The sequence below is a fragment of the Pelomicrobium sp. P1 genome (assembly GCF_052805615.1).
This window is the reverse complement of record NZ_JBRBEM010000018.1, coordinates 22,782-38,210: the sequence shown is the minus strand read 5'-3', so window position 1 is coordinate 38,210 and position 15,429 is coordinate 22,782. Positions and strand designations below refer to the sequence as shown.

The 15,429-nt window shown below is 67.9% G+C and carries 16 protein-coding genes; 6 read left to right on the top strand and 10 right to left on the bottom strand.

Going from position 1 to position 15,429, the window contains the following annotated elements:
- Positions 1-34 precede the first annotated feature (34 nt).
- From ACUVYZ_RS15630 to ACUVYZ_RS15610, 5 genes are read left to right on the top strand one after another with little or no spacing between them, the layout of a single operon-like run.
- Complete coding sequence (locus tag ACUVYZ_RS15630; protein WP_439935373.1) at positions 35-889, top strand: prepilin peptidase; 855 nt, start codon at positions 35-37, stop codon at positions 887-889.
- Entirely contained in the window at positions 886-1,509 is a 624-nt protein-coding gene (gene coaE, locus ACUVYZ_RS15625; protein ID WP_439935410.1) for a dephospho-CoA kinase, read from the top strand. The genes ACUVYZ_RS15630 and coaE overlap by 4 nt, the downstream gene beginning before the upstream one ends.
- 50 nt (positions 1,510-1,559) lie before the next feature.
- Positions 1,560-2,315, top strand: a complete 756-nt coding sequence (zapD, locus tag ACUVYZ_RS15620; RefSeq protein WP_439935372.1) for a cell division protein ZapD — start codon at positions 1,560-1,562, stop codon at positions 2,313-2,315.
- Between the two features lie 15 nt (positions 2,316-2,330).
- Positions 2,331-2,534: a DNA gyrase inhibitor YacG gene (locus ACUVYZ_RS15615; protein ID WP_439935371.1), complete on the top strand. Its 204-nt coding sequence runs from the start codon at positions 2,331-2,333 to the stop codon at positions 2,532-2,534.
- A 20-nt stretch (positions 2,535-2,554) separates the two neighbouring features.
- Entirely contained in the window at positions 2,555-3,556 is a 1,002-nt protein-coding gene (locus tag ACUVYZ_RS15610; RefSeq protein ID WP_439935409.1) for a Nudix family hydrolase, read from the top strand.
- Here the strand turns inward: ACUVYZ_RS15610 and ACUVYZ_RS15605 are convergent.
- The 4 genes from ACUVYZ_RS15605 to ACUVYZ_RS15590 form a co-directional block, all read right to left on the bottom strand.
- Positions 3,537-4,418 (bottom strand): ATP-binding protein, encoded by an 882-nt coding sequence (locus ACUVYZ_RS15605; RefSeq protein ID WP_439935370.1) that lies wholly within the window; start codon positions 4,416-4,418, stop codon positions 3,537-3,539. The genes ACUVYZ_RS15610 and ACUVYZ_RS15605 overlap by 20 nt on opposite strands.
- 8 nt (positions 4,419-4,426) lie before the next feature.
- Positions 4,427-5,650: a bifunctional glutamate N-acetyltransferase/amino-acid acetyltransferase ArgJ gene (gene argJ, locus ACUVYZ_RS15600; RefSeq protein WP_439935369.1), complete on the bottom strand. Its 1,224-nt coding sequence runs from the start codon at positions 5,648-5,650 to the stop codon at positions 4,427-4,429.
- A gap of 51 nt (positions 5,651-5,701) precedes the next feature.
- Positions 5,702-8,458 (bottom strand): preprotein translocase subunit SecA, encoded by a 2,757-nt coding sequence (gene secA, locus ACUVYZ_RS15595; RefSeq protein WP_439935368.1) that lies wholly within the window; start codon positions 8,456-8,458, stop codon positions 5,702-5,704.
- Between the two features lie 112 nt (positions 8,459-8,570).
- Complete coding sequence (locus ACUVYZ_RS15590) at positions 8,571-9,485, bottom strand: M23 family metallopeptidase (RefSeq protein ID WP_439935367.1); 915 nt, start codon at positions 9,483-9,485, stop codon at positions 8,571-8,573.
- 18 nt (positions 9,486-9,503) lie between these two features.
- Between ACUVYZ_RS15590 and ACUVYZ_RS15585 the strand changes: the two genes are divergently transcribed.
- On the top strand, positions 9,504-9,950 hold the full coding sequence (locus tag ACUVYZ_RS15585) for a DciA family protein (protein ID WP_439935366.1): 447 nt from the start codon (positions 9,504-9,506) through the stop codon (positions 9,948-9,950).
- Positions 9,951-9,987: 37 nt separating this feature from the next.
- On the opposite strand, the gene ACUVYZ_RS15580 is transcribed toward ACUVYZ_RS15585, so the two are convergent.
- The 6 genes from ACUVYZ_RS15580 to ACUVYZ_RS15555 form a co-directional block, all read right to left on the bottom strand.
- Positions 9,988-10,173 carry a hypothetical protein gene (locus tag ACUVYZ_RS15580; protein WP_439935365.1) on the bottom strand — a complete coding sequence of 62 codons (186 nt, stop codon included), beginning with the start codon at positions 10,171-10,173 and terminating at the stop codon, positions 9,988-9,990.
- 39 nt (positions 10,174-10,212) lie between these two features.
- Positions 10,213-11,124, bottom strand: a complete 912-nt coding sequence (gene lpxC / locus ACUVYZ_RS15575) for a UDP-3-O-acyl-N-acetylglucosamine deacetylase (protein WP_439935363.1) — start codon at positions 11,122-11,124, stop codon at positions 10,213-10,215.
- Between the two features lie 93 nt (positions 11,125-11,217).
- Positions 11,218-12,372 carry a cell division protein FtsZ gene (ftsZ, locus tag ACUVYZ_RS15570; RefSeq protein WP_439935362.1) on the bottom strand — a complete coding sequence of 385 codons (1,155 nt, stop codon included), beginning with the start codon at positions 12,370-12,372 and terminating at the stop codon, positions 11,218-11,220.
- 86 nt (positions 12,373-12,458) lie between these two features.
- Positions 12,459-13,760, bottom strand: a complete 1,302-nt coding sequence (ftsA, locus tag ACUVYZ_RS15565; protein WP_439935361.1) for a cell division protein FtsA — start codon at positions 13,758-13,760, stop codon at positions 12,459-12,461.
- Between the two features lie 30 nt (positions 13,761-13,790).
- The gene (locus ACUVYZ_RS15560) at positions 13,791-14,510 is read right to left on the bottom strand and encodes a cell division protein FtsQ/DivIB (protein WP_439935360.1); all 720 of its coding nucleotides are present in this window, start codon (positions 14,508-14,510) and stop codon (positions 13,791-13,793) included.
- Positions 14,500-15,417 (bottom strand): D-alanine--D-alanine ligase, encoded by a 918-nt coding sequence (locus ACUVYZ_RS15555; RefSeq protein WP_439935359.1) that lies wholly within the window; start codon positions 15,415-15,417, stop codon positions 14,500-14,502. Before ACUVYZ_RS15555 ends, ACUVYZ_RS15560 begins: the two co-directional genes overlap by 11 nt.
- Positions 15,418-15,429: the final 12 nt, after the last annotated feature.

Here is a 15,429-nt window from a genome sequence, read left to right as displayed (position 1 = left end):
CTCGCCGTGCCTGTGGCGGCGACCCGCTGAGCCCATGATCTCGGCCCTCACGGCCTCTCCCGTGCTTCTGGTGTCGCTCGCCACGGTGCTCGGCCTGCTAGTGGGCAGCTTTTTGAACGTGGTGATCCACCGCCTGCCCCTCATGCTGGAGCGGGAATGGCGGCGCCAGTGCGCCGAGCTTCGGGGCGAGGCGCTCCCCGGGGAGGAGCGCTTCAATCTCTTCTTTCCCCGCTCCCGTTGCCCCGCCTGCGGGAGCCCGATCGGCGCGCTTTACAACATCCCCCTCGTGAGCTGGTTCTCCCTGCGGGGGCGGGCAAGCTGCTGCGGCGCCAGCATCAGCGCCCGCTACCCGGTGGTGGAGGCCCTCTCCGGCCTCGTCTCCGGCTACGTGGCGTGGCGCTTCGGGCTGAGCCCGGCCGGGATCGGAGCCCTCGTCTTCTGCTGGGCGCTGATTGCGGCCGCTTTCATCGACCTCGAGACCCAGCTCCTGCCCGACGACATCACCCTGCCCCTGCTGTGGCTCGGGCTGCTCGCCAACAGCGCCAGCCTCTATACGGACCTGAATTCGGCGGTAATCGGGGCGGTCGCCGGCTACCTCGCCCTCTGGTCGGTATTCTGGTTGTTCAAGCTCGTTACCGGCAAGGAGGGAATGGGCCACGGGGACTTCAAGCTCCTCGCCGCCATCGGCGCCTGGCTGGGCTGGCAGCAGCTTCCCGCGGTGATTCTCCTCGCGTCAGCGGTGGGCGCCGTGGTGGGCCTCTGCCTGATCGTCGTCCTGGGGCGCGACCGCAATCTCCCCATTCCCTTCGGCCCCTACCTGGCCGGCGGGGGACTCATTGCCCTGTTCTGGGGACGCAGCCTCACCCAGGCCTACCTCGAGTGGCTATGACCCTCGTGGTGGGCCTCACAGGCGGGATCGGCAGCGGCAAATCCACGGTCGCCCGGCACTTCGAGGCCCTGGGAGCATCCATCGTGGACACCGATGCCATCGCCCACGCCCTCACGGGGACGGGAGGGGAGGCGATTCCCGCCTTGCGGGAAGCCTTCGGGGACGCTTATATCACCCCCGCAGGCGCCCTCGACCGGGCCCGGATGCGCTCCCTGGTCTTCGCCGACCCTCTGGCTAAAGAACGGCTGGAGGCCGTCCTCCATCCCCGGATCCGGGCCCGGGCCGAAGAGGCCATCGTCCGGGCGACCGGCCCGTACGTGGTGCTGGTGGTGCCCCTGTTGCTGGAGACGGGAGCCTATGCCAGCCGGGTGGATCGCATCCTGGTGGTGGATTGCCCCGAAGAGCAGCAGATCCGCCGCACCATGCTGCGCAGCGGGCTGGACGAGGCCGCGGTGAAGGCGATTCTGGCGGCCCAGGTCTCCCGGGCCGAGCGCCTGGCCCGGGCCGACGATGTGATCGACAACAGCGGTCCCGAGAAGGCCCTGGGGCCCCAAGTCGAGGCGCTGCACCGCAAATACCTGGCCCTGTCGGGCAAAGCGGGGCGGGGGGGCGATTTGTAATCTCGAGCACGATCCTTCAAAATTAGGAGCGCAACGCCCATGGCTCCCCAGTGATCCAGTACGAGTACCCCTTAAGCGAGCGCATCCGCACCCTCCTGCGACTGGAAGATCTGTTCGATCGCGCCCTCCATTTCTCCGCCCGCCACGACGGCTACGACCATCACGTCGCCCTGGTAACCCTGTTCGAAATCCTGGACGTCGCGAGCCGGCAGGACTTGAAATCCGACCTCTACCAGGAGCTCGAGCGCCAGCGGGCCACCCTGGAGGCGCTGCGGGGCAACCCCAACGTGGCCGCCGACAAACTGGACGAAGTGGTCGGTCAGTTGGAAGCGGCGAGCCAGGGTCTCACCCGCATGAGCAGCAAGGCCGGCCAGCACCTGCGGGACAACGAATGGCTCATGAGCATCAAGCAGCGCACTTCCATCCCCGGCGGCGTGTGCGAGTTCGACCTGCCTTCCTATCACTACTGGCTGCACTTGGAGGCCGACGCACGGCGCCGGCACCTGGCGGAATGGCTGTGGCCGCTGCTGCCCATTCGCGACGCTCTGGCCGTGGTGCTGCGGCTGTTGCGGGAAACCGGCCGCAGCAGCCGCCAGGTGGCCCAGCAGGGGGTATTCCAGCAGATGCTGGCCGGGCGGGTGGTCCAGATGTTGAGCTTGAAGCTGAACGGTGACGTACCCTGCAGCCCCGAAATCAGCGCCAACAAGTACGCCCTCAACATCCGCTTCATCACCCCCGCGGTGGACGAGCGTCCAAAGACCTTCGAGGGCGACGTGGAATTCGAACTCACCTTCTACAACCTCTAACCGGGACATACATTCATGGAGCGCTCCCCGTCCCGAGGACGCCGTCTCGTCCGCTGCCCCCAGTGCGGAAAGCTCGTGGAATGGACGCCGGAGAACCGCTTCCGGCCCTTCTGCTCCGAGCGCTGCAAGCTGATCGATCTGGGCCAGTGGGCGAACGAGGGCTACCGCGTGCCTGGAGAAACGGCGCCCTTGGATGGCGGCGAGCCGCCCCAGCAGTGACCCGCCTTCCTACCCCCGCCATGGCCGGTCCACTGCCTGTCCTCTCTCCACTGGCCGCTTCCCGCAAGACGCAGGAAGTCGCCGTGGCGGTGATCCAGCGTGCCGACGGACGGTTCCTCCTGGGGCGCCGGCCCGCCGGCAAGGTGTACGCTGGCTACTGGGAGTTTCCCGGCGGCAAGGTAGAGCCCGGCGAGTCCACCCTGGAGGCCCTGGCGCGGGAGCTTCACGAGGAGCTGGCGCTCACCCTGGAGCGGGCCTATCCCTGGATCACCCGCACTTTCGCCTATCCCCACGGGACGGTGCGGCTGCGTTTCTTCCGCGTGGTCCGCTGGCGCGGGACGCTTAAAGACCGGGAGCACGAAGCCCTCGCCTGGCACCGCCCGGGCGAGGCCGCCCTCGCCCCCATGCTGCCGGCCAACGGACCGGTGCTCAAGTCCTTGGAGCTTCCCTCCGAATACGCCATCACCCATGCTGAAGGGCTGGGGCTAGGCCCGTTTCTCGATCGGCTGGAAGCGGCTCTCGAGCGGGGCATGCGCCTCGTCCAGATCCGGGAAAAGTCCATGCCGCCGGGGGAGCTGCGCGCCTTCGCGCGGGAAGTGCTCGCCCGCGCCCGGGCCTGGGGCGCCCGGGTGCTGGTAAACGGAGACGCAGCGACGGCGGAGGCGCTCGGCGCCGACGGCGTCCATCTCAGCGCCCGCGCCCTAATGGCCCTCCCGTCTCGGCCCCCCGTGGCCTGGTGCGGCGCGTCGTGCCACGACGAAGGGGAGCTCGCCCGGGCGGCCGAGCTGGGGGTGGACTTCGTGGTCCTGGGCCCGGTGCTGCCTACCCTGAGCCATCCCGGTGGGGAAACCCTCGGATGGCGGCGTTTCGCCGAGCTGATCCGGGACTATCCCCTGCCCGTCTATGCCCTGGGCGGAATGGAGCCCGCCCATCTGGAGACCGCCTGGGAACACGGCGCCCACGGCATCGCTTGCATGCGCGCCGCCTGGCGCCAGCCTGACCCTAGCCCTTCACCCGCTTGAGCCGCTGCCGTCCGGCCCAGTCCCGGGCGAACTGCCAGGCGACCCGGCCGCTGCGGGAGCCCCGCTGGAGCGCCCATTGCAACGCCTCCTGGCGCGCCCGCTCCCGGTCGGGGACGGGGGCCTGGAAATAGCCGAGCCAGTAAAAAACGATGTTCAAGTACTCCTCCTGGTCAAAGGGGTAGAAGGAAACCCACAGGCCGAAGCGCTCGGATAGGGAGACTTTCTCCTCCACCGTCTCTCCCGGGTGGATCTCGTCGCCGACCCGCCGCGCTTCCAGGTTCTCCTGCATGAACTCGGGCATGAGGTGGCGCCGGTTCGAGGTGGCGTAGACCAGGATGTTCTCCGAGGGGGCCGCCACCGAGCCGTCCAGCACCGCCTTGAGCGCCTTGTAGCCCGACTCCTCCGCCTCGAAGGACAGATCGTCGCAGAACAGGATGAAACGCTCGGGGCGCCCGCTCACCAGGTCCACGATCTCCGGCAGGTCCATGAGGTCCTGCTTTTCCACTTCGATCAGCCGCAAGCCCTTAGGGGCGTACTTGTTGAGCACCGCTTTCACCAGGGAAGACTTGCCCGTGCCCCGGGCGCCGGTGAGCAGCACGTTGTTCGCCGGCACCCGGTTCACGAACTGCCTGGTGTTCTGCTCCACCAGGGCCTTCTGGCGCTCGATGCCTTGCAGGTCCTCGAGCGCGATACGATGGACGTGGGTGACTGGCTGCGGGTAACCCTGGGTGTTCCGCTTGCGCCAGCGGAAGGCGATCGAGGCCCGCCAGTCCACCGCCGGCGGCGGGGCCGGCACGATCGCCTCCAGCCGCGCGAGCAGGGCATGGGCGCGATCGACGAGGTGGTCCAACTCCCGGGCCATGGTTCCCTTCAAGTACGGTATTCGGCGTTGATGCGCACGTAATCGTACGAGAAATCGCAGGTCCAGACGGTGGCGGCGGCGCTCCCCCGGCCCAGGATGACACGCACCGTGATCTCCGGCTCGCGCATGATCCGCAGCGCTTCCGCTTCCTGGTAGCCCGCCGCCCGACCTCCGTTCTCCGCCACCCGCAGATCTCCCAGGTAGAGGCGCACCCGCTCCACGTCCAGGTCCCCGATCCCGGCGGCGCCGATGGCCGCCAGGATGCGCCCCAGGTTAGGGTCGGAGGCGAAGAAGGCGGTCTTCACCAAGGGCGAGCGGGCGATGGCGTAGGCCACCCGGCGGCACTCCTCCTGGTCGCGCCCTTCCTCCACGGTCACGGTGATGAACTTGGTCGCCCCTTCGCCGTCGCGCACGACGGCCTGGGCGAGGCTGCGAGCGACCCGGGTCAAGGCCTCTTCCAGGGCAGCGAAGCCGGGCTCGCCCTCCGTTGCGAAGCGAACGCCGGCGGCCCCTGTCGCCATGAGGGCCAGGGCGTCGTTGGTGGAGGTGTCCCCGTCCACCGTGATGCAGTGGAAGGAAGCGTCCGCCACCCGGCGCACGAGGCGGGCGAGGAGCGGCGGGGCGATGGCCGCGTCGGTGGCGACGAAACCCAGCAGGGTCGCCATGTCGGGATGGATCATGCCGGCGCCCTTGGCGATGCCGGTGACCGTCACCGGCGTTCCCGCGATGTCCAAGCGCTCGGAGCAGGCCTTGGGCACGGTGTCCGTGGTCATGATGGCCTCGGCGGCGAGGAGCCAGCCGTCCGGCGTCAGGGAGGCGGCGCACCGGGGGAGCCCCTCGACAAGCCGTTCCAGGGGAAGCGGCTCCATGATCACGCCGGTGGAGAAGGGAAGCACCTGCTCGGGCGCGCAGCCGAGCAGACGCGCCGCAGCGGCACAAGTCTCCCGCGCCCGGCGGATGCCTTCCCCGCCGGTGCCAGCGTTGGCGTTGCCGGTGTTCACCACCAGCGCCCGGATGCTCCCGCTGGCCAGGTGTTCCCGAGCCACGGTGACCGGGGCTGCGCAGAAGCGATTACGGGTGAACACGGCGGCCACTTCGCTCCCCGGAGCCAGCTCGATCAGCAGCAGGTCGTAGCGCCCCGGCTTCTTGATGCCTGCCTGGGCGGCACCCAAGCGCACACCGGCGACAGGCCAGAGGCTTCCCGCCTCGGGCCGGGAAAGATTAACCGCCACGGGTCGCAACCCCGGGCGCCCCGGCGGCACCGCCCTCGAGCACGACGCGCTTCATGCCAGCTTGCCGTGGCAATGCTTGTACTTCTTGCCGGAGCCGCAGGGACAAGGGTCGTTGCGGCCTATCTTCTGGCCCTGGCGTACGAAGGGCTGGGTCGGCTGGGGGGCGTTCGCTTCCGCCAGGGCCTGGTCGTAGTCGGCGTGGTGATAGCGCACGTTGGTGGGCGCCGCGGCGGCTGTCTCCACCGCCTGTACCTGCTCTTCGCTGCGGATCTGCACCGTCATCAGAAGCTGCACCACGTCCCGCTTGATGCGGGAGAGCATGTCGGCGAAGAGCTGAAAGGCCTCGCGCTTGTATTCCTGCTTGGGGTTTTTCTGGGCGTAACCCCGCAGGTGGATGCCCTGGCGCAGGTGATCCAGGGCCGCCAGGTGCTCGCGCCAGTGGGTGTCCAGGGCGTGCAGCATGACGGCCCGCTCGTAGTGCTTCATCACCTCCTCCCCCACCAGATCCACCTTGGCCTGGTAGTGCTCGGCTGCCGCCTCCAGGATGCGCTCGCGCAGCCGCTCCTCGTGCAGCTCGGGCTCCGCCTCCAGCCACTGGCGGATGGGGAGCTTCAACTGGTACTCGGCGGCGAGGGCCCGCTCCAGCCCAGCCGCGTCCCACTGTTCCTCCACGCTTCCCGGGGGCACGTACTCCTCGACAAGCGCCCCGATCACCTCCTCCCGGTAGGCGCGGATCTCGTCCGAGACGTCCGCCGCGTCGAGCAGGGCGTTACGGTCGTGGTAGATCTTCTGCCGCTGCTCGTTGGCCACGTCATCGTACTCGAGAAGCTGCTTGCGGATGTCGAAGTTGCGCGCCTCCACCTTGCGCTGGGCGTTCTCGATGGCCCGGGACACCCAGGGATGCTCGATGGGTTCCCCCTCGGGGAGCTTGAGCCGCTCCATGATGGCGGCGACCCGCTCCGAGGCAAAGATGCGAAGCAGGGGGTCCTCCAGGGAGAGATAGAAGCGGCTCGAACCGGGATCGCCCTGGCGTCCGGCGCGGCCCCGGAGCTGATTGTCGATGCGCCGGGACTCGTGGCGCTCGGTGCCGACGATGTGCAAGCCGCCCAGGGAAACCACTTGGTCGTGGAGCTTCTGCCACTCGGCCTTCACTGCGGCGATGCGCTTCTGCTTGGCCGCCTCGTCCAGGGTCTCGTCGGCCAGGATGCGGTTGATCTCCGGGTTCGGGTTGCCCCCCAGCACAATATCGGTGCCGCGGCCCGCCATGTTGGTGGCGATGGTGACCATCTTGGGCCGCCCCGCCTGGGCCACGATCTCCGCCTCCCGGGCGTGCTGCTTGGCGTTGAGCACCTGGTGGGGCACGCCCTCCTTCTTGAGCAAAGCCGAGAGGAACTCGTTGTTCTCGATGGAGGTGGTACCCACCAGCACCGGCTGCCCTCGGGCGTAGCAGTCCTTGATGTCGTTGATGACCGCCTGGTATTTCTCCCGCGCCGTGCGGAACACCTGATCGTGCAGGTCCTGGCGAATCATCGGCTTGTGGGTGGGAATCACCACCACCTCCAGGCCGTAGATCTGCTGGAACTCATAGGCCTCGGTGTCCGCCGTGCCGGTCATGCCGGCGAGCTTGCGGTACAGGCGGAAATAGTTCTGGAAGGTGATGGAGGCGAGGGTCTGGTTCTCCTTCTGGATCGGCACCCCTTCCTTCGCCTCCACCGCCTGGTGCAGCCCCTCCGACCAGCGCCGGCCGGGCATGAGCCGCCCGGTGAATTCGTCGACGATGATCACCTCGTTGTTCTGCACCACGTAATGCTGGTCCCGGTGGAACAGGGCATGGGCTCGCAGCGCGGCGTTGAGGTGGTGGATCAGCAGGATGTTCTGGGGATCATAGAGGCTGGTGCCCTCGGGCAGAAGCCCCGCCTTGGCCATCAGCTCCTCGGCGTGCTCGTGGCCTTCCTCCGTGAGCAGGACCTGGTGGGCCTTCTCGTCCACGGTATAGTCTCCCGGACCGCCCTCCCGCTCCTGGCGCTTGAGATGGGGCACCAGGGCGTTCACCTTGACGTACAGCTCGGTGGTGTCCTCGGCCTGGCCCGAGATGATGAGGGGCGTGCGCGCCTCGTCGATCAGGATCGAGTCCACCTCGTCCACGATAGCGTAGTTCAGAGGCCGCTGGTAGCGCTCCGAGGGGTGGGTGGCCATGTTGTCGCGCAGGTAGTCGAAGCCGAACTCGTTGTTGGTGCCGTAGGTGATGTCGGCGGCGTAGGCAGCCTGCTTGTCGGCATGGTTCATCTGGGTGAGGATCACCCCGACCGACAGCCCGAGGAAGTTGTAGATCCTGCCCATCCACTCGGCGTCCCGCTTGGCCAGGTAGTCGTTCACCGTGACCACGTGCACCCCCCGGCCGGTGAGGGCGTTCAGGTAGGCGGGAAGCGTCGCCACCAAGGTCTTGCCCTCGCCGGTGCGCATCTCGGCGATCTTCCCCTGGTGGAGCACGATGCCCCCGATCAGTTGGACGTCGAAGTGGCGCATCTCCAGGGTGCGCTTGGCCGCCTCGCGCACCACGGCGAAGGCTTCCGGCAGGAGCTCGTCCAGGACGGCGGCCTCCAGCGCCGGCACCTTGTCCGGCGCGGCGCCCTCCAGGCGCTCCGCGATGCGCGCCTTGAACTCGGCGGTCTTCGCCTTCAACGCCTCGTCGGGCAAACGGGCTACCTCGGGCTCGAGCGCGTTGATCGCGCGCACCGTCTCCTTGTAGCGCTTGAGCAACCGCTCGTTGCGGCTGCCGAAAATCTTGGTGAGAAAGTTGGCAATCATCCGGATCGAGCGCGGTCAGGGCCGCGGATGAGTCGTAAGGATCGGTTCACCAAACGAAATGGGAGTGAGGCTTTCCGGCCTCACCCCCCATCAGACACCTCGAAACGGCAAGCTATCCTTGGGCCTTCAGGAAGCGAGCGGGATTGAGCGCGACCCCGTTACGACGCACTTCGAAGTGCAGGTGAGGTCCCGTGGACCGGCCGGTATTGCCCACCTCGCCGATTTTCTGGCCACGCAACACGATGGCCCCGACTTCCACCAGCCGCTTGGAGGCATGGGCGTAGCGGGTGACTAGGTTGTTGCCGTGGTCGATTTCGATCATATTACCATACTCGGGATGGTGCTCCGAGGTCACCACCACCCCACCGGCGGCGGCCAGTATCGGCGTGCCCACGGGCGCCACGAAATCCACCCCTTCGTGAATCGCCCGCTGGCCCGTGAAGGGATCGATGCGCCAGCCGAACCCCGACGAGAGCCAGCCCCCGTCCACGGGCCTCATGGAGGGGACCAGTTGGCGCACGAGCTGGCTCTCCAGTAGCACCGATTCGAGAATGTGGAGCTGGTCCGAGCGGTGGCTGAGCAGGCGGGTCAATTCGTTGAGCTGGTCAGCAAGCTGACCGACGCTGAGGGTATGCTGGGGAAGATGGGTGATGGCTCCGCCCCGCCCAGGGGGCTGGTCGAAGGAGAATTCCTGGGGCTTGATCCCCGCCAGCTGGGCCAGGCGCTCGCCCAAGCCGTCCAGCCGCAGAAGCTGGGCTTGCATCTGACCCATGCGCACCGCTAGCGCGTGGATCGTCTCCTGCATATAGGCCTGGGCCTCCTGGCCCCCAGAGGTGCCCTGGTCGGTTGCCTGCATCCCCAGGAGGGGAGCCAGTGCCGAGGCGTGGCGCACTGCGAAATAGGCGATGGCTGACGCGGCCGCCATCCCCAGGATGACCAAAAGCGCGAACAAAGTGACGATTTGTGTCCGGGTCAGGGTGATGGTGCGGGCCTGGGCAAGCTTGCCGGATACAACGATGATGTTCATGTCTCCACCGTTCTTGCGATGGCGGTGCCTGCCCGACCGATCAGCTTCTATTTCAGAAGCTTAGAAGGGACTAGAAGCCCTCTTGCCGAGGCCCGGCTGCTCGCCGAGCTCGACCGGACCTACCGAGAGGTGGCACCGCGCGAGCTTCGCCCCCTGAGCGGGATCGTCTCCTACCGGGACGGTACGATCAAGATCCGTGCCACCAGCGGCGCAGCGGCGGCCAAGCTCAGGCACATGAGCCCCCGCCTGATTCAGGCGTTGCGGGAGCGGGGTTTCGAGGTTACTTCAATCCAGGCCCTGGTTCAAGCGTCCCAGCCGAGCCCCCCAGGCCCCGGGACACCCCCTCGGCGCTTGAGCCCGAAGGCGGTGGAGAGCCTGGAGGCGCTGGCGGGACGCCTGCCGCCCTCGCCGTTGCGCGCAGCGTTGCGAGCACTGATCGCCCGGGGAGGGCGGCGGACCCGCTAGATCATTGCCCACGCGGGACTCCGGGCCGGGCTCCCGGTCAAATCACTAGGATCAACCGCTCGAGCAAGTACAGCGCGGCGAAGACCGCTGCCAGCACCAGGCCGAACTTGAGGGTGGCCCCCGCATAGCGCAGGTAGCGGCGGTCCCGGGTATAGAGATAGAGCCCCAGGCAGGCGCCGAGGACGAGGAGCAGGAGAAAGCCCGCCAGGCGGATCAGGACCACGCCGCGCCTCGCCTAGCGGATCTCGGCGCCGCGGAACCCTCAGGCGCTCTGCATCTGGAAACGCAGGAAGGCCGGCGCCTCCTCGGGGTCATCGAAGGTGACGAATTCCCAGGCCCGGGCGTCGGCGAGCAAGGCCCGGGCTAGGGCGTTGTTGAGGGCATGGCCCGACTTGTAGGCCAGGAAAGCGCCGATGATCGGGTGCCCCAGCAGGTACAGGTCGCCGATGGCGTCCAGCACCTTGTGCTTGACGAACTCGTCCTCGTAGCGCAAGCCGTCGCTGTTGAGCACCCGGAACTCGTCCATCACGATGGCATTGTCCAAACTGCCTCCCAGGGCCAGTCCCTGGGCCCGCATGTTCTCCACGTCCTGGACGAAGCCGAAGGTGCGCGCCCGGCTCACCTCCTTGACGAAGGAGGTCTTGCCGAAATCGATGCATACCCGCTGGCGGGTCTTGTCGAAGATGGGATGGTCGAAGGCGATGCTGAACTCCACCTTGAACCCGTCGTAGGGCTCGAAGCGGACCCACTTGTCCCCGTCCTCGACCTCCACGCGGCGGCGGATGCGGATGAACTTCTTCGGCGCCGGCTGTTCTTCCAGCCCGGCCGACTGCAGCAGGAACACGAACGGGGAGGCCGATCCGTCCATGATGGGGACCTCGCCCCCGGAGAGGTCCACGTAAGCGTTGTCCACGCCCAGCCCGGCGAAGGCGGACATGAGATGCTCGACGGTGGAAACGCGCACCCCGTCCCGCTCCAGGCAGGAGCAGAGCCGCGTGTCCCGCACGCTGTAGGCGTCCGCCTTGATCTCCACGGGCCGGGGCAGGTCGACGCGGCGGAACACGATGCCGGTGTTGGGCGCAGCCGGCCGCAGGGTCATGTAGACCTTCTCGCCGGTGTGCAGCCCGACGCCCGTGGCGCCGATGACGTTCTTGAGGGTTCTCTGCTTGACCATCCAGGTCCTTTCGCCGAGCCAAGTCCTTAAAAAACGGGGCAGTATATCACACGCGACGGCCTTCCCCCGGGCGCCGCCCCGCCCGGCATCCCGTCAGTCGGCCTGCTTGCGCAGGAACGCCGGGATGTCCAGGAGGTCGATCCCCGACTGCCGCATGGCCTCCACCGTGGTCTCCCGCCGGCGCCCGGTGCGCATCACGGTGGGGGTGTCCAGGGCCTCGTAGTTCACCGTGTCGAAGGGCGCGGCGTCGGTGCCGGTCTTCACCACCGACAGGGGCTTCGGCTGCGCCCGGGCGGGCAACCCCAGGCCGGTGGCGACGATGGTCACCCGCAGGTTGTCCTCCATGGATTCGTCGATCACCGTGCCGACGATGACGGTGGCGTCCTCGGCGGTGAAGTCGCGGATGGTGTTCATCACGTCGTGCACTTCCTTCATCTTGAGGCCCATGCTGGCGGTGATGTTGACCAGCACGCCCCGGGCCCCGGACAGGTTCACGTCCTCCAGCAGGGGGCTCGCCACCGCCTGCTCCGCGGCCAGCCGCGCCCGGTCCACCCCGGAGGCGTAGGCCGAGCCCATCATCGCCATGCCCATTTCCGACATCACCGTGCGCACATCGGCGAAGTCCACGTTCACCAGGCCGGGGCAGTTGATGACCTCGGCGATGCCCGCCACGGCCCCATGCAGCACGCTGTTGGCCGCCTTGAAGGCGTCCAGCATGCTCACCTCCTCTCCCAGCACGCTCATCAGTTTGTCGTTGGGGATCACGATGACCGAGTCCACGTACTGGGACAGGGCCTCGATGCCCGCCTGGGCCACCTTGAGCCGCTTGCCCTCGAAGCTGAACGGCTTGGTGACCACCGCCACGGTGAGGATGCCCAGCTCCTTGGCGATCTGGGCCACCACCGGCGCGGCGCCGGTGCCGGTGCCGCCGCCCATGCCGGCGGTGATGAACAGCATGTCGGCTCCCTGGATCAGCTCGGCCAGCCGTTCCCGGTCCTCCAGCGCCGCCTCCCGGCCCACCTCCGGGTTGGCGCCGGCCCCGAGGCCCTTGGTGACGCCGGCGCCGAGCTGCAGCAGGGTCTTGGCCTGGTTGCGCTTGAGCGCCTGGGCGTCGGTGTTGGCGCAGATGAACTCCACCCCCTGCACGCCCTGCTCGATCATGTGGTCCACGGCGTTGCCGCCGCAGCCGCCGATGCCGATCACCTTGATCACGGCCTCCGGTGTCTGGGTATCCATCACTTCGAACATGTCAACCTCCTTGAAAAGATGCCTCGTCGACGATCACCCGCTTCTTCGGCCCGCCCGACGGACGCGGCCGGGCCTCTTGTCCTCGATCAGAAGTTCCCCTGGAACCAGCTTTTCATGCGCTCGAAGATCTGCCGCAACGAGCCGCCCTGCAGGCGCTGCATCTGCTGGCGCTGCTGCTGCTCGAGGCCCGCCATGAGCAGTCCGATGCCGGTGGCGTAGCGGGGGCTGCGCACCACCTCGGCCAGGCTTCCCCGGTAGTGGGGCACCCCCACCCGGACCGGCATGTGGAACACTTCCTCGCCCAGCTCCACCATGCCCTGCATGGCGCTGCTGCCACCGGTGATGACGATGCCGGAGGAGAGCAGGTCCTCGAAGCCGCTGCGCCGCAGTTCCGCCTGGACCAGTGAATAGAGCTCCTCCACACGGGGCTCGATCACCTCCGCCAAGGTCTGGCGCGACAGCTGCCGCAGCCCCCGGTCGCCGATGCCCGGCACCTCCACCATTTCCTGGGCGTCGGCGAGCTGGCGCAGGGCGCAGCCGTAGCGCACTTTGAGATTTTCCGCCTCCTTGGTGGGGGTACGCAGCGCCATGGCGATGTCGTTGGTGATCTGGTCGCCGGCGATGGGGATCACCGCCGTGTGGCGGATGGCGCCCTGGGTGAAAACCGTGATGTCGGTGGTGCCGCCGCCGATGTCGGCCAGGCACACGCCCAGCTCCTTTTCGTCCTCGGAGACCACCGCCAGGGCGGAGGCGAGAGGCTGCAGCACCAGGTCGCGCACTTCCAGCCCGCAGCGGCGCACGCACTTGACGATGTTCTGCGCCGCCGATACCGCCCCCGTGACGATGTGAACCTTCACCTCCAGGCGCAGCCCGCTCATGCCCAGGGGCTCGCGTACATCCTCTTGGCCGTCGATGATGAACTCCTGGTTCAGGATGTGGAGGATCTGCTGATCGGTCGGAATGTTGACCGCCTTGGCCGTCTCGATCACCCGGTCCACGTCGGCCTGGGTCACCTCCTTGTCCTTCACCGCCACCATACCGTGGGAGTTGAAGCTCTTGATGTGGCCTCCGGCGATGCCCGTGTACACCTCCCGGATCTTGCAGTCGGCCATGAGCTCGGCCTCCTCCACCGCCCGCTGGATCGCGTTCACGGTGGACTCGATGTTGACCACCACGCCCTTTTTGAGGCCACGCGAGGGCTGGCTGCCCATGCCGATCAGGTCGAACCCGCCGTCGGGCAGCACCTCCGCCACTAGCACCACGATCTTGGACGTGCCGATGTCCAGCCCGACGATCAGGTTCTTCGATTCCTTGGGCTTCAGCTTACGCGTCCACGAACGCTCCCCTTCCACGGGCGGCTGTAGACCGGACGGCAGGATCCTGTCCATGCTTTCCTCCTGGAACTAAGCTTGGTCCATTCACGTCCCCCGGGGCGCCCGCGCCTCCCGGGGCAAGCGCAGGGCGAAGCCGTGGGGGTAGCGCAGATCCACGTAATCGACGGGCACGCCGAGCCGCGCCAGGCTCTCGCCGTAGGCGGCGACGAACCGGGCGAGCCGCTCCTCCATGTGGCTGCGGCCCAGCTTCACCACCGTTCCCTGGTCGAGCTCGAGCTCCCAGGCGCCCCGCGCCGAGAGCCGCAGGGCCTGCAACCCGAGCCCGGCCTGCGCCAGCAGATCCCGGAAGCGCAGGTAGCGCTCGGCCACCTCCCGCTCGGCTCCGTCAGGGCCGGAGAGCAGGGGAAGCGGGCCATCGAACGCCGCATCGAAGCGCTCCCCGTAGCGGTCGATCAGGGCGTCCTCGCCCCAGCGAGCGAGCGCCTCGTGCTCCTCCAGCGTCACCACCAGGGTGGCGGGCCAGCGGCGCGCGAGGCTCGCCTTGCGCACCCACGGCAGCTTCTCGAAGGCGTCGCGCACCCGCTCCAGATTCGCGGTGAAAAAGGTGCCCCGCAGCTCCCGCGCCACCACCGCTTGCACTTGTTCCACCGTCACCCGCTGGGGCGGCGCCGCCAGCTCCACGGCCCGCAGGGCGAACGCGCTGCTTCCCGCGGCCGCCAGCGCGGCGGCCGCCAGCAATCCGGCGAGCCCCAGCGTGAAAAGCAGGTTGGCCAACGCATTGAGCGCCCTCGGGCTATCCCACACGGGCGAGCTCCAGAATTCTCACCACCAGCGTTTCGAAGCTCATGCCGGCCGCCTTGGCCGCCATGGGCACCAGGCTGTGGCCGGTCATGCCGGGAGCGGTGTTCATCTCCAGAAGGCTCACCGCGCCGTCGGCGCGGCGGATCAGGTCCGCGCGCCCCCAGCCGCGGCAGCCCAGCACCTCCACCGCCCGCATGACGAGGGCCTGGATAGCCTGCTCTTCCTCCCGCGGCAGCCCGCACGGGCAGTGGTAGCGGGTCTCGTCGCTGAAATACTTGCTCTGGTAGTCGTAATTGCCGCCGGGCGCCTCGATGCGGATAAGGGGCAGGGGCTCCTCGCCCACGAAGCCGGCGGTCAGCTCCTCCCCCTCGACGAACTCCTCGGCCAGCACCAGGGAGTCGTAGCGCGCAGCCACCGCGTACGCTTCCGGCAACCGCTCCAGCCTCGCCACCTTGGTGAGCCCCAGGGTGGATCCCTCGTGGGCCGGCTTCACGATGAGGGGCAGGCCCAGGCGCGCTGTCACCCCCTGCCAGTCGGCCGCCGCATGGAGCACTTCCCAGCGGGGGGTCGGCAGGCCGCAGCCCGCCCATACGTACTTGGTGCGCAGCTTGTCCATGCACAGGGCCGAGGCCATGACGCCGCTGCCGGTGTAGGGGATGTCCATGAGCTCCAGCGCCCCTTGCACCGTGCCGTCCTCGCCGTAACGGCCGTGCAGGGCGATGAAGACCCGGTCGAAGCCCTGCTCCTTCAGCGCGAACACGCTTTTCTCCGCCGGATCGAACGGGTGGGCGTCCACGCCCGCCCGCAGCAGCCCTTCCAGCACGTTTTTTCCCGACATGAGAGAGATCTCCCGCTCGGCGGAGCGCCCCCCCATGAGGACCGCCACCTTCCCGAAATCGCGCGGATTCATCTTCAATACCTC